The organism is Arthrobacter sp. efr-133-TYG-118, from assembly GCF_030209755.1.
GTDB lineage: Bacteria > Actinomycetota > Actinomycetes > Actinomycetales > Micrococcaceae > Arthrobacter.
Window position 1 is genome coordinate 172,382 of record NZ_JARVRH010000007.1, and the last position, 12,842, is coordinate 185,223.

Genomic DNA, 12,842 nt, shown 5'->3' on the forward strand with positions numbered 1-12,842 from the left:
CTTCGCTTCTCGTCCCGCGCGGTTACCCCTGGAAGGGGTAGAGGATGGCACGAAAGTCTACCGGGCCTTGCTGGTTGCTCGGTTCAGCCAAGTAGCCTGGGTCCCAATCCCTCAGGGTACGGCGGAAGATTGTAAGTACACTTACTGAAGTCATCACGAGCAAATATCGGAGCGGCAATGACTTCTGCACGGACCTTTGAATCGATCGTCATCATTTTCAATCCCAACAGCACCGGGGACGCACGCAGACTGGCTGAGAGTCTCCACGGCGAGTTGGCAGATCTCCTCAGCTACCCAGTGGACATCAGGCTCCAGCCGACGAGCCACGCCGGACATGCCGTCGAGCTGGCCCGCGATGCAGCCCGCGGCGGCGGGGATGTATTGGTGATTTCCGTCAGTGGTGACGGGGGCTACAACGAAGTTGTCAACGGTGTGATGCAAGGCGGCAATCCCCGGGCCGTGTGCGCGGTGCTGGGGGCGGGCAATGCCAATGACCACCGGCGGAGTACCGGCACCCAGCCGCTGGGAGAAGCAATCGCCGGGGGCAGGGTGCGGAGCATCGACTTACTGCGCGTCCACACGGGCAAGGGATCGGACTCGGCCGTGGAGTACGCGCACTCCTATGTCGGCTTCGGGCTGACCCCGGTGGTGGCGATGGACTTGGAAAAGGGCGGCAAGGGAGCCCTGAAGGAAATGGTCTCGGTGATCCGGACTTTCTCGAAGTTTGAGCCCTTCGAAATATGCCAGGCCGACGGCGCGCGCCGCAGCCTGGACAGCCTCGTGCTCGCCAACATTCCAGAGATGGCGAAGTACGCCACGCTTAGCGACGCGGACGACCAGCTCTCTGACGGAAAATTCGAAGTGATCGTCTTTGACCACATGCCAAAGTGGCGGGTCCTCTTGACGGCGCTGCGGGCAGCTACGAACGGCCTGGGCGACCAGCCCAGCGTGAGCAGCTACTCGTTCACTACCATCGAGCCCTTGAGCTACCAGATCGACGGTGAAGTGAAATCCGTCGACGCGAACATGCAAGTCAGGATCGAGTGCGCCCCGGCGGCTCTCTCCACCCTGGGATAGGAACGCGCGGGGCCTTGCCTACCAGTAAGCATGCTGATTAACTCAGAGGCGAAGCGCCAGACTGGCGTTGGTCTTCGTTGCAAAGGAGATGCACCATGGGACTTCTCGCTTTTCTTCTGCTCGGCCTAATCGCGGGCGCCATCGCAAAGGCCATTCTTCCTGGAAAACAAGGCGGCGGCTTGGTGCTTACCCTTCTTCTGGGAGTTGTCGGGGCGTTTCTTGGTGGTTGGATCGGTTCCCTCGCCTTCGGTGGTGGACTGGGAAACTTCTTCGATCTGAGGACCTGGCTGCTGTCCATCCTGGGAGCCATCATCGTGCTTCTGATCTTCGGCGCAGTAAGAGGACGTCGAAGCAGGGTCTAGACGCGGACGGCTCGGCGATGGCCTGTCCTGTTCTGACCAAACAGATTATGTGGCATGGGCGGCCAATAGTTTCCGGTTCAGCCAGAGCGGGAGGATCCTGTCCATTGTTCGTGAGTCACGCGTCTGGTGCCTTCATCCGCAAAGTCCCAGCGGCGGCCGCGGCCGCGACTACCGCGGCCGCACCGAGAAGTAACGCCTCACGGTAGCCGTGACTCACGAAGGGCGTGACGATGAGGGGACCGAGAATCTGGCCGACGCTATATCCGGTTGTGAGAAGTGCGGTGGCGCGGGGGAACCGCAGGTGAGAGCCGATGGCGAGGGCGAGCGTTGCGATACCCAGGAATGTCGCGCCGAAGAGAAACGCGGAAATAAGTGCCGGCGCTGCGCCCCCAAATAAGGCAGGAAGCGCGATACCGATCGCCTGCGCGACAAGTGCGGCAATCAGCAGTGTCGCTCGTCGGAATCGGTAGGCGAGCCAGGCCCAGAAAGCTGTCGATGGGAGGGCCGCCAAGCCGACCAGTGTCCAGGCGTTGGCGCCGGTCAAGCCCGGCGCCGACTGGTCGATCGCGGCTACGAGGAACGTCCCGGCGACGATGTAGCCGACTCCTTCAAGGGAATAGCTGATCAAGATGAGGACGAACCAGAGAAGCGGGCCTGGGTGCGTCGGCGTCACGGTCGTCGTGGAAACTGGAGGGCCGGTCTTTAGCGTCCAGCAGAGGGTGGAGAGAATTGCGGCCAGCACCGCAGAAGCAAACCAAGCAGCGTTCCAGTTCGACACGCGACCCAGCAGTAAGACCAGGAATCCGGATGCTGCGATCCCCGCCCCGACTCCGCCGAAGCCCCAACCAATTAGGTGGCTGCCGTACCCGTGGAGGCGTCTGAACATTGAGCTCGCGGCGACGATAAATATCAGCGCGCTGGCGACGCCCGCAACCAGCCGCAGCAACAACCAGTCAGTGACATTGTCGGTTAGCGGCATTCCTGCCAGGGTTACGGTGAGGACTACTAGTGAGGTCCGTAATGTGAGTGTCGACTGCAAAAGCCGCGGAACGATGATTCCGGCGATCGCGCCGAGCAGGTATCCGAAGTAGTTGGCGGTGGCGATCAGCCCGGCGGCCTGCTGCGACACGTGGGCTTGGGCGATCATGAGCGGCAGAACGGGCGTGTAGACAAACCGGCCAACACCCATCCCGACAGCGAGGGCAGCAGCCGCTTGTCCAACTACAATCCACGGCGACGAGTTGGGGCCTTTCGGGGCCATCTGCCGAGATTTCATGGCAAAGAACATGTGGAGTTTGCGCTTTTTATCGTCCGGACCCGCGATGCTGGTTATGCCTTCGCCGCCACGGGATCGTTCGGGTGTGGATTCAGTGGCGTGATCTCCACAGTCATCCACACGTGCAACGGAAGGGAGGCAAGGATCTGCTTGAGATCGGCCTCCGTGTCGGCGCTCCAGAGGCCGAGAGTGCGCCACTCGCCGGGCTCCGTGGGCGGCCTCCACAATCGCAGGAGGTGGCCCATCTGCGCCAGTTCGGCAGCGCGGATAGCCTCGCGATCCTTGGTAGCGTCGACCGTCGATTCTGGGGTTCCATGCGGGACGTTCGTGGTGAGTGTGGTGAGGAATTCCATGGGACTGCCTTCTTTCTTGTTGTTAGATGCGGCCTGGGAGGCGGTCAGTGACTTCCTGGACGATCCACAGATTGCCGTCGGGGTCTTCGAAGGAGCAGAAGGACCCGTAACTGGTGCGTTCGGGGTCGACGCCGGGCTGTCGCGCCTCAATGGGGAACGGCGGACCGTGCCAGATGTCAGTCACCTTGATGTCACGCCCGACGAGTTCGTGGTGTGCAGCTTCAATGTCGGACACGACGAGTGTGTTCACGGCTGAGCCCGGCTTGGCCGAGTTGAGACCTATGCCGAAGTCGACCGAGGCTCCCGAGCCCGGCGGAGTGAACTGGACAATGCGCAACCCCTCCATTGGGGCGGCGTCCTCGTCGAGGCGCCAACCCAGTTGTTCGTAAAACTTCTTGGATCGGTCCGGGTCCGACACCGCGATGACCTGGACCTCGAGGTTCATCGGGATGCTTGCACTCATGGCTATCCGTCCTTTCGGTCTTTGTTGGTTGCCGGGCGGGTGCCCTTTCTTTGAGTCAACCCGAGTGCCCGTCTGCCGTCCACGACGTGTATCCGAACACTGGTAGGCCCCGCCTCTCACCGGTCATCGCGGCGTAGAATCAATCCCGTGGAACTCCGGCAGCTCACCTACTTTGTCGCTGTCGCCGAGGAGTTGCATTTCGGTCGAGCTGCAGAGCGGCTTCGCATTGCCGGGCCGTCGCTCTCCCAGCAGATCATCAACCTCGAGCGCGAGCTCGGGACCCGGCTTCTCATCCGTGATCGCAGGCACGTCGAGTTGACGCCCGCCGGCAGCGAGTTCCTGACTGATGCCCGGGAGGTCTTGGCCGCTGCCGCACGAGCGTTCGATCGGGCCCGCAACGGCGACCGGCAGTTGCCGCTGCGGCTGGGCTATGTCAGTTGGCTTCCCCCGGGGATCGCGACAATGCCCAACCTTCGGATCCGTATCGACGAGTGGGTCCTGCCATCCCACACCCAGGCAGCGCGGGTGGCCGAAGGCAGCCTCGACCTCGCCATCGCGTGGATTGAGGAGGCCGACGCTGTGCGGCAGAGCCTGGCCGGCGAACTTTTAAAGTACGAGCGACTGCAGGCGGTCATGCCAGGCACGCACCACGCCGCTCGCCACGACAGTGTGCCAGCAGCCGAACTCACGGTCCTGGTCGATGTTGACGAAGCGTCCTGGGACTCGTGGAACCGCTACGCGTTGGCCTTCGCGGAGGCCAGCGGCGCGTCCGTCACACACATCGAGGACGGTGGCATTACCGGACCCGCATTCTTCGAACACGTGGCCCGTCTGAGGCGGCCAGTGCTCCAGTCGCCCAAACGTCATGCGGCACCGACGCCTCCCACGTTGACCCGTCGGCCTGTCACGTCCCCGGTACCGCTGTGGGCTTGGGATCTGCTGCACCGTGTGGATGACACGCGGCCTATTGTCACGAGCGCGATCCGAACGTTGATCGACGGTGCCTCGGCGGCTGGGTGGCGAGTGCCGCCGACCGAAACCCATTGGCCCCCAACCGTTGGAAAGCAAGCGTGATGGGTTTGCGCCCCTAGGACTGGATTTGGTCGTTGCCGAAAAGACCTGGCAGCCCGCCTGTATGGAGAAACACTGCTGTGCCTTCCGGTAGACGATCATGGCGTGCTGCGCTGATTAAGCCAGCCATGGCGCGCCCCGTGTATGTCGGATCGAGGATAATGCCTTCCATCCGAGCGGTCAGATCTATCGCTTCTCGTGCCGCCTCCGTGAGGTATTCGTATCCGGCGCCGACCTGCTCTTCATCAATGCGAAGCGCACCGCTGGCAAAGCCCATCTCGGCGATGAGGCGTGCGACGGCGGCTCGCGCATCTTTGAGAGCTCCAGAGTCAACACCGAGTACGCGCTCCGCTCCGATCGCTGCGACTAGGCCAGCCATCGTACCGCCGGAGCCTACTGCCACGGTGACGCTCCCCAGATCAGGTATCTGCTCGAGCAGCTCCATTCCCGCTTGCCGATACGCCTCTGCGCTGAGTGCGTTCGTTCCACCGAAAGGTATCCGAAACGCGTCGCGTTCGGTCGCTAATTCTGCGGCGATGCCTTCAGTGTCCGAGGCCCCGGCGAATACAAGCTCAGCGCCCAAGATGTGATCAAGCAGGAGGTTGCCAGTAAGTTTCTCCGGGCGTTCTCTCGCAAGTACGAGTATCACGTGCATTCCTAGGCGAGCTCCAGCGGCAGCCGTGAGCCGCGCGTGATTGCTTTGCTGAGCGCCGGTGGTGACGAGGACGCGTGCACCGTGCTTTACAGCGTCCGCCATGGTGATTTCGAGCTTACGCACCTTGTTGCCACCGCCCGCAAGGCCCATCAGGTCATCGCGTTTGAAGACCAACCGGTCTCGTGGGATCCCGAGGGTCGCAGCTAGCCGGGGTACCGCTTCCACCGGCGTCGGCCGTAAAAAGAATTGCATCTTCTATTCCATCCTTAGCGTCGTGTCAAAGGTCACGGAACGAGCGCAGGGGAGCAGCGGCTAGTAAGCGACCAGCCGTCGTCGAAGGGACACGGTCCCCAAAACGAGTCCGACGGCGGCCGTCGCCAGCAGCACAGCTAGGTCCCGGCCGAGGTTTTCGGTCGACTGGTAGAAGATCGCTGCCTCGAGCGCGTCCACCCCGTAAAAGGTTGGTGTGAAGTGCGCTATGGCCTGGATCCAATCCGGCAAGAACGCCGCAACACTGATTCCTCCGCTGAGGAAAAACAGGTAGATCGACAGATTGATGCCAGCCCCGGCAACGGCTGAGAAGCGCCGCAGCGCACCTCCCAAGGCCGTCCCGAGCCCAGCGGCCGCCAGCGCGATCAGTCCGATCGCGGCCAGCGCCGGCAACCAATACCAGCCGGCAGGCCGGAGGACCCCAAAGGCGAACGACAAGGCCAGGACCACAGCCGCCACGAGCATGGTTGTTACCCAGCACGCCAGGATCTTGCCGGCGATCACCGACCCGCGGCCGATCGGGGAGAGCAACAACGCTTTGATGGTAAGTTCTTCGAACTCGCGGGCGGCGGCCAACCCGCCGTTGACGATCCCCATGATCGTGAGCAGGAGCACGAGGATCGGCACGAGCTGAAACTGGACCAGGTCGACGTCGTGCGGCCTCAGGTCCGATTCGGCGACGCCGACCATGATCGGGGTGTCCGGCTGGTCGGCATAAAAGTTGGTAATGGCGGCCGGAACTGAGCGGCGCAGATCGTTGGTGAAGTCGAGGTTCAGGTTGTTGATCTGCACGCTGACGGGGTCGGGCCGCCGCGCCCGGTAGTCGTCGTCGAACGTGGCGGGTACGGTTATGACCGCCGCAACTTGGAGCGTGTCCAGCAGGTGCGTGGCTTCAACGGGGTCGGCGCGCTCGACGCGGAAGGCGTCCGAGTCCTCAAGGATCGAGACGAGTCGCTGCGCCTGCGGCCCGCTGTCCTCAACCACCAGCGCGACCGGGTTCCGGCCGACCGCCCCGGCTACCACGAAGATGATCAGCAGGAATGCGACGGGCGGCAGCAGGCTCGCCAGAATCGCCGACGGCGTGCGGAACCAGGTCAGGATGTCTTTCGCCGCTATGGCGAGCACGGCACGTCGGGCGGCCATCAGTGCCCCGCCCCCCGCCGGCCGAACACGAAGGCCGCGCACCCGACGGCCACCAAGGTGAAGGCTGCCAGGACGATCGCGTCGACAGTCAGCCCTTGCGGAGCCGTTTGGTAACCGTGGAAGGCGTGCTGGAAGGCTGCGATCGCATACGTGAGGGGCGATATCGCGGCGATCGCGCCGGGGATGGCGCCGAGCCAGTTCGCCGGCCCGAACGGTCCGCTCAAGAAGAACAGGGGAAGAACGGCCGCGATGGATAGGGGGATTGCCTGCTGTCTCCGACGGACCAGCGTCCCGACGAGGACGCCGACGGCGAGGAACGCCGCCAGGATCAGGAGTCCGAAGCCCAACACTTCGAGGGGATGGAGCGGATGGACCCCGATAAAAAGGACCACGACGGCGAGTAGCAGCAGCGCGGACGCCGCTGCGAGGACTGCGGCTCCCAGGACCTTGCCCACCCCGATAGTCAAGCGGCTCACGGGCGCCAGTGCGAGTTCCTTGATGGTCCCGAGCTCGTAGTCCCGCGCGGTATTGACGCTGCCTTGCAGTTGGGACGCGAGCATCAGGCCGGCAACCATGATGCTCACGGCGAGGTACGGAATGTAGCCGGTGTCTTGGACTTGGAGGTCGGATTCGCGGGCGGTCACCACCACCTGATCGGGGAAGGCGTCCGCGTAGAAGGACGTGATGGACAGCGGAACAGCCCGCCGGATGTCGTTGGTGAAGTCGACGTTCAAGTTGTTGACTTCCACCGGAATCTCGATTCGCGCTCCGGCGGCGAGGGCGGCGTCGAACTGTTGTGGCACGGTGACGACGGCGACAATGCTGCCGGAGCGGATCTCACGTTCTGCGTCGGCCGAAGTTGCGGTGTGGATGATGAACGAATGCGCGCCGTCCATGGCCTGCACGAAGCGTTCCGCCAGCGGTCCGTGGTCATTCATCACGACGGCGATCGGCGCCTGGCCTCCGCTGATCGCAAAGAGGAGGAACAGAAGCAAAAAGTTGACCGGGATGAGGACGCCGATGATGGCGAACAGGGGCTCCCGGAGGGTGAGGCGGATGTCCGTCGCCGCCACGGCCCGGACCACACGCAGGTCATGGCGGAGGCTCATTCCCGGAGCTCCTTGCCCGTCAGGCTCAAGAAGACCTCGTCGAGGCTCGGTTCGCGGCTCTGGATCTCCTCCAGGCTCGTGGAGCCGACGACGGCGGTCACCACCCTGCCGGTGACATCGGCGCCGCCCTCCACCGTGACTTTGAGCGAACTGTCGGACGTGCTCGCGGAGACGACGCCGGGCAGCGCACGGATCTTTCGGAGGATGTCGTCCCCGGGAGCAGGCCGGGTGCGCATTTCGACGACGGTGTCACCGAAACTCCGCCTCAGCTTTGAGGGTGAGTCGAGCGCCACCAGCCGCCCGCGGTCGATGATGGCCAGTCGATCGCAGAGGACATTGGCCTCCTCCAGGTAGTTGCTGGTTATAAGTATGGTGGTACCGCGCTCCTTGAGCTCGAGGATCCGGTCCCAGAGGGCATGCCTGCTCTGCACGTCGACCCCGAGGGTCGGTTCGTCGAAGTAGAGCAGCTCGGGGTCGTGGAGCAGCGCCCGGACCAGGGCAAGGCGTCGTTTCATGCCGCCGGAGAAGGTGGAAACGCGGCTCTTCCGGCGTTCCTCCAATTGCGCCAGCTCGAGCAGCGAAGTGATCCGTTTGTCGAGTCCCTGCCGCGCAACGTCGAAGAGATCGGCGTGAAACCGGAGGTTGGCTTCAGCTGTGAGTTCCTCGTAAAGGGCGTTCTCCTGCGGCACTGTCCCGAGCGAGCGCCGGATCCCGCGTGGATCCTTCAGCAGGTCGATGCCCAGGACCCTGACCCCGCCCGAGCTTGGGCGGCTGAGGCCGCTGATCATGTTGATGATGGTCGTTTTGCCCGAGCCATTGGGCCCGAGAAGGCCGAAAATCTCCCCGCGTTCAACCTGCAGGCTCAGGTCGTCGACGGCGGTGAGGGAGCCGAACCGCTTCGTGACGCCTATGAGCTCAATGGCCGTTTCGGTCATGCCTTTTCCTCCCTGAACAGCGGGAGAGGAACGCGGCAGCGATCCGATGCGCAGACTTATTTGGCGGCGTCACGGCTCCATGATGGGGCGGTGTCGAACAAAATACAAGCAGTCCCGCTGACTCGTCGAAGTTTTGATGAGGCGCGGAATCCGAACGTGGAGCGTGGAGGTGCATGTGAACTGACTCACAAGGCTGCAACCTGCTCGCAACCCTCCCGCCCCTAGGCTGAAGCCAACGCTCCATCGACCTGCCCACAACGAGGTCTTGCGGTGGTAGCGCCAAAATTTCATGCTCCATTTGCTCCACGCTTTAACGACGCAAGGATTTCGCCAATGACGACGACAATGCAAGCAGCCGTAGTAACTGAATTCGGTAAAGACCTTCAGATCCTGTCCCTTCCCGTTCCTGTTCCCGGCCGGGGGGAAGCGCTGGTCAGGGTGATGACCACGGGGGTGTGCCACACGGACCTGCACGCCGCGGAGGGGGACTGGCCGGTCAAGCCCTCGCCGCCGTTCGTGCCCGGCCATGAAGGGGTGGGCGAAGTGGTGGCCCTTGGTGAGGGTGTGACGGACCTGGCCGTCGGGGACCTGGTGGGCAATGCCTGGCTCTGGTCCGCGTGTGGCGATTGCCAGTTCTGCCGGACGGGTTGGGAAACGCTGTGCGAAGCCCAGAAGAACGCCGGTTACAGCGTGGACGGTTCCTTCGGGGAGTACATGCTGGTGGACAGCCGGTTCGCCGCGCGGATTCCGGCTGGTTCGGATCCGGTGGAGGTCGCTCCGGTGTTGTGCGCCGGGGTCACCGTGTACAAGGGATTGAAGATGACCGAGGCCAGGCCGGGCCAATGGGTCACCATTTCCGGTATCGGCGGCCTGGGCCACATCGCGGTGCAGTACGCGGTGGCCATGGGTTTGCGGGTGGCCGCGGTGGACATCGCCGATGACAAGCTCGCCCTCGCCAAGAAGCATGGTGCCGAGCTGACGGTCAACGCGTTGCACGAAGACCCGGCGGAAGTCATCCAGCGGGAAACCGGGGGCTGCCATGGTGTCCTGGTCACGGCGGTGCATCCGTCGGCGTTCGGGCAGGCGATCGGCATGGCCCGGCGTGGCGGGACCATTGTCTTCAACGGTCTTCCGCCGGGGGACTTTCCTGCGCCGATCTTCGAGATTGTGCTCAAGGGCCTGACTGTCCGTGGCTCGATCGTGGGGACGCGCCAGGACCTGGAGGAAGCGCTGGACTTCTACGCGCAGGGCAAGATCCACCCGACCGTGTCCACGCGCGAGCTCTCCGAGGTCAACGCGGTCTTTGACGAAATGAAGCACGCCAAGATCGACGGCCGCGTGGTCATTAAATACTGATCGAATTCAGAGACCTAAGGAGCTTAGATATGTCCAACGCCCGCACCGAAGCATCGTACAGTCGACTCCAGCACGGCGATGCCCTTGAAAATCTTCTCCATGAGGACCGGAAGTTCGCGCCGAGCGCCGGGTTCGCCGCGAACGCGGTCGTCGGCGCCGGGGTGTATGCGGAAGCGGAGGCGGACCGTCCGGCGTTCTGGGCGAGGCAGGCCCGGTTGCTGCTGGACTGGGACACGGACTTCGGCCAGGCGCTGGATTGGTCCGAGCCGCCGTTCGCGAAGTGGTTCGTCGGCGGGCGGGTCAATGCCGCGTACAACGCCCTGGACCGGCATGTGGAGAACGGGCTCGGGGACCGGGTGGCGATCTTCTTCGAGGGCGAGCCGGGCGACACCCGCACGTACACGTACGCGCAGCTGACCGAGGAGGTCAAGAAGTGCGCGAATGCGTTCGAGTCCCTGGGCGTGGCGAAGGGCGACCGGGTGGCGGTGTATTTGCCGATGATCCCGGAAGCGGTGATCACGATGCTGGCCTGTGCCCGGATCGGGGCCGTGCATTCGGTGGTGTTCGGCGGTTTCTCCGCCGATGCCCTGCGCTCGAGGATCGATGACGCCCAGGCCAGGCTCGTGGTGACCGCGGACGGCACGTACCGGCGGGGCAAGCCCAGCCCGCTCAAGCCCGCCGTGGACCAGGCCCTGACCGCCCCAGGACATTCGGTGGAGCATGTCGTGGTGGTCAGGCGCAACGGCCAGGACGTGGACTGGGTCCAGGGCCGGGACCGGTGGTGGGAGGACACCGTCGGGGCCGCCTCGGCGGAGCACACCGCCGTGGGGCATGACGCCGAGCACCCGTTGTTCATCCTGTATACCTCCGGGACCACGGGCAAGCCCAAGGGCATCCTGCACACCACCGGCGGGTACCTGACCCAGACTGCGTACACGCACCGGGCGGTCTTTGACCTGCACCCGGAAACGGACGTGTTCTGGTGCACCGCCGACGTCGGCTGGGTCACCGGCCACTCCTACGTCGCCTACGCGCCGCTGGTCAACGGCGCCACCCAGGTCATGTACGAGGGCACCCCGGATTCCCCGCACCAGGGCCGCTGGTGGGAAATCGTTCAAAAGTACAAGGTCTCCATCCTGTACACCGCCCCCACCGCGATCCGGACGTTCATGAAGTGGGGCCGGGAGATCCCGGGCCGGTACGATCTGTCCTCGATCCGGGTCCTGGGCTCGGTGGGCGAGCCGATCAACCCCGAGGCGTGGATGTGGTACCGGGAGGTCATCGGCGCCAACGCCGGAAACCACGGCGAAAAGAAGGAGGACCCGGCACCGATCGTGGACACCTGGTGGCAGACCGAGACCGGGGCCCAGATGATCGCACCCCTGCCCGGGGTGACGGCGACCAAGCCGGGCTCGGCGCAGGTTCCGTTGCCGGGCATCGCGATCGACGTCGTGGACGAGGCCGGGGCGTCCGTCCCGGACGGGCACGGCGGCTACCTCGTGGTCCGCGAGCCGTGGCCCGCGATGCTGCGCGGGATCTGGGGGGACCCGGAACGGTTCAAGGAGACCTACTGGTCCCGGTTCGAGGGCATGTACTTCGCCGGCGACGGGGCGAAGAAGGACGAGGACGGCGATATCTGGCTCCTGGGCCGGGTGGATGACGTGATGAACGTCTCCGGGCACCGGCTCTCCACCACCGAAATCGAATCCGCCCTCGTGTCCCACCCGTGGGTGGCCGAGGCCGCCGTCGTCGGGGCCTCCGACGAAACCACCGGCCAGGCCGTGGTCGCGTTCGTGATCCTGCGTGAATCCGCCCCGTCGGGACAGGACAGCGGCGACGCGACCGTGACCGAGCTCCGCAACCACGTCGGCAAGGAAATCGGGCCCATCGCCAAACCCCGGCACATCCTCGTGGTCCCCGAACTGCCCAAAACCCGGTCCGGGAAAATCATGCGCCGCCTCCTCCAAGACGTCGCCGAAGGCCGCGAACCCGGCGACGCCACCACCCTCTCGGACCCCACCATCATGGCCCAAATCGCCGAGTCGCTCGCAACGCGAAACTGACGCGAGCGTCAGGGCGCACCACAGATCGGCCCTGCCGGATTCCGCTGATGGAATCCGACAGGGCCGATTACTGTTCCGGGATCACTGATGCCGATGGTTCCAGGACTACCGTCCGCCGGCGATGGACACCCTGCTTGGGCTTTGGATGTCGCCCATTATCTTGTCGGTGACATCCTCGATCCCGCCGTGGCCATCAACCTTTCTCAGTATGCCGCGCTCGGCATACTTGGCCACCACGGCTTCAGTCTGCTCGTGGTAGAGATCAAGCCGATGGCGGATAACGGCTTCGTTGTCGTCGCTGCGGCCCGCCTCCTTTGCACGGCCCAGCAGGCGGTGGACCAGTTCGTCGTCATCGGCGGTCAGCTGCAGGACAACGTCCAGCAATTGCTCGCCCCCTGCCAAGACCTCGTCCAGGTAATCAACTTGAGCAGTGGTGCGGGGGTACCCGTCCAGCAGGAATCCGTTTTCGACGTCGTCCTCGCTGAGGCGGCTGCGCACCATTTCATTCGTTACGCTGTCCGGCACGAAATCTCCGGCGTCCATGTACTTCTTGGCTTCGCGGCCAAGGGCCGTCCCGCCCTTCACGTTGGCGCGGAAGATGTCTCCGGTGGAGATCGCAACGATGCCGAGGCGTTCGGAGATCCGTTGCGCCTGCGTGCCTTTCCCGGAGCCGGGCGGGCCAATAATCAGCATTCTCGTCATTCAGGTA

At 64.0% G+C, this 12,842-nt stretch carries 13 protein-coding genes; 5 read left to right on the forward strand and 8 right to left on the reverse strand.

Going from position 1 to position 12,842, the window contains the following annotated elements:
- Positions 1–177 precede the first annotated feature (177 nt).
- Both QRN59_RS06915 and QRN59_RS06920 read left to right on the forward strand, forming a co-directional pair.
- On the forward strand, positions 178–1,077 hold the full coding sequence (locus QRN59_RS06915; protein ID WP_284981760.1) for a diacylglycerol/lipid kinase family protein: 900 nt from the start codon (positions 178–180) through the stop codon (positions 1,075–1,077).
- 95 nt (positions 1,078–1,172) lie between these two features.
- Positions 1,173–1,439: a GlsB/YeaQ/YmgE family stress response membrane protein gene (locus tag QRN59_RS06920; RefSeq protein ID WP_284981761.1), complete on the forward strand. Its 267-nt coding sequence runs from the start codon at positions 1,173–1,175 to the stop codon at positions 1,437–1,439.
- Positions 1,440–1,554: 115 nt separating this feature from the next.
- Here QRN59_RS06920 and QRN59_RS06925 read toward each other — a convergent pair whose 3' ends face one another.
- From QRN59_RS06925 to QRN59_RS06935, 3 genes are all read right to left on the reverse strand, one after another.
- The gene (locus QRN59_RS06925) at positions 1,555–2,700 is read right to left on the reverse strand and encodes a YbfB/YjiJ family MFS transporter (protein WP_284981762.1); all 1,146 of its coding nucleotides are present in this window, start codon (positions 2,698–2,700) and stop codon (positions 1,555–1,557) included.
- 68 nt (positions 2,701–2,768) lie between these two features.
- Positions 2,769–3,068: a muconolactone Delta-isomerase family protein gene (locus tag QRN59_RS06930; protein ID WP_284981763.1), complete on the reverse strand. Its 300-nt coding sequence runs from the start codon at positions 3,066–3,068 to the stop codon at positions 2,769–2,771.
- Positions 3,069–3,090: 22 nt separating this feature from the next.
- Entirely contained in the window at positions 3,091–3,531 is a 441-nt protein-coding gene (locus QRN59_RS06935) for a VOC family protein (RefSeq protein WP_284981764.1), read from the reverse strand.
- Between the two features lie 147 nt (positions 3,532–3,678).
- Here QRN59_RS06935 and QRN59_RS06940 point away from each other — a divergent pair, with 147 nt between their 5' ends.
- Positions 3,679–4,605, forward strand: coding sequence for a LysR family transcriptional regulator (locus tag QRN59_RS06940; RefSeq protein WP_284981765.1), 927 nt, complete (start codon positions 3,679–3,681; stop codon positions 4,603–4,605).
- A gap of 13 nt (positions 4,606–4,618) precedes the next feature.
- Here the strand turns inward: QRN59_RS06940 and QRN59_RS06945 are convergent, their stop codons facing one another.
- The 4 genes from QRN59_RS06945 to QRN59_RS06960 are packed head-to-tail and all read right to left on the reverse strand — an operon-like array spanning position 4,619 to position 8,714.
- On the reverse strand, positions 4,619–5,509 hold the full coding sequence (locus QRN59_RS06945) for a pyridoxal-phosphate dependent enzyme (RefSeq protein WP_284981766.1): 891 nt from the start codon (positions 5,507–5,509) through the stop codon (positions 4,619–4,621).
- Between the two features lie 60 nt (positions 5,510–5,569).
- The gene (locus QRN59_RS06950; protein ID WP_284981767.1) at positions 5,570–6,670 is read right to left on the reverse strand and encodes an ABC transporter permease; all 1,101 of its coding nucleotides are present in this window, start codon (positions 6,668–6,670) and stop codon (positions 5,570–5,572) included.
- Positions 6,670–7,779: an ABC transporter permease gene (locus QRN59_RS06955; RefSeq protein ID WP_284981768.1), complete on the reverse strand. Its 1,110-nt coding sequence runs from the start codon at positions 7,777–7,779 to the stop codon at positions 6,670–6,672. The genes QRN59_RS06950 and QRN59_RS06955 overlap by 1 nt, the downstream gene beginning before the upstream one ends.
- Entirely contained in the window at positions 7,776–8,714 is a 939-nt protein-coding gene (locus QRN59_RS06960; RefSeq protein ID WP_284981769.1) for an ABC transporter ATP-binding protein, read from the reverse strand. The genes QRN59_RS06955 and QRN59_RS06960 overlap by 4 nt, the downstream gene beginning before the upstream one ends.
- Positions 8,715–9,047: 333 nt before the next feature.
- On the opposite strand from QRN59_RS06960, the gene adhP reads away from it, so the two are divergent.
- Both adhP and acs read left to right on the forward strand, forming a co-directional pair.
- Positions 9,048–10,070, forward strand: a complete 1,023-nt coding sequence (adhP, locus tag QRN59_RS06965) for an alcohol dehydrogenase AdhP (protein ID WP_284981770.1) — start codon at positions 9,048–9,050, stop codon at positions 10,068–10,070.
- A 29-nt stretch (positions 10,071–10,099) separates the two neighbouring features.
- Positions 10,100–12,133 (forward strand): acetate--CoA ligase, encoded by a 2,034-nt coding sequence (gene acs, locus QRN59_RS06970; protein ID WP_284981772.1) that lies wholly within the window; start codon positions 10,100–10,102, stop codon positions 12,131–12,133.
- Between the two features lie 105 nt (positions 12,134–12,238).
- Here the strand turns inward: acs and QRN59_RS06975 are convergent, their stop codons facing one another.
- The gene (locus QRN59_RS06975; RefSeq protein WP_284981773.1) at positions 12,239–12,826 is read right to left on the reverse strand and encodes an adenylate kinase; all 588 of its coding nucleotides are present in this window, start codon (positions 12,824–12,826) and stop codon (positions 12,239–12,241) included.
- Between the last annotated feature and the right edge of the window lie 16 nt (positions 12,827–12,842).

Bases quoted from the DNA above. Each gene is read 5' to 3' on its own strand.
- QRN59_RS06920 (WP_284981761.1), top strand. From the start codon at position 1,173: ATGGGACTTCTCGCTTTTCTTCTGCTCGGCCTAATCGCGGGCGCCATC.
- acs (WP_284981772.1), top strand. From the start codon at position 10,100: ATGTCCAACGCCCGCACCGAAGCATCGTACAGTCGACTCCAGCACGGC.
- QRN59_RS06935 (WP_284981764.1), bottom strand. From the start codon at position 3,531: ATGAGTGCAAGCATCCCGATGAACCTCGAGGTCCAGGTCATCGCGGTG.
- QRN59_RS06955 (WP_284981768.1), bottom strand. From the start codon at position 7,779: ATGAGCCTCCGCCATGACCTGCGTGTGGTCCGGGCCGTGGCGGCGACG.
- QRN59_RS06915 (WP_284981760.1), top strand. From the start codon at position 178: ATGACTTCTGCACGGACCTTTGAATCGATCGTCATCATTTTCAATCCC.
- QRN59_RS06960 (WP_284981769.1), bottom strand. From the start codon at position 8,714: ATGACCGAAACGGCCATTGAGCTCATAGGCGTCACGAAGCGGTTCGGC.
- QRN59_RS06925 (WP_284981762.1), bottom strand. From the start codon at position 2,700: ATGGCCCCGAAAGGCCCCAACTCGTCGCCGTGGATTGTAGTTGGACAA.
- QRN59_RS06975 (WP_284981773.1), bottom strand. From the start codon at position 12,826: ATGCTGATTATTGGCCCGCCCGGCTCCGGGAAAGGCACGCAGGCGCAA.
- QRN59_RS06930 (WP_284981763.1), bottom strand. From the start codon at position 3,068: ATGGAATTCCTCACCACACTCACCACGAACGTCCCGCATGGAACCCCA.
- QRN59_RS06950 (WP_284981767.1), bottom strand. From the start codon at position 6,670: ATGGCCGCCCGACGTGCCGTGCTCGCCATAGCGGCGAAAGACATCCTG.
- adhP (WP_284981770.1), top strand. From the start codon at position 9,048: ATGACGACGACAATGCAAGCAGCCGTAGTAACTGAATTCGGTAAAGAC.
- QRN59_RS06945 (WP_284981766.1), bottom strand. From the start codon at position 5,509: ATGCAATTCTTTTTACGGCCGACGCCGGTGGAAGCGGTACCCCGGCTA.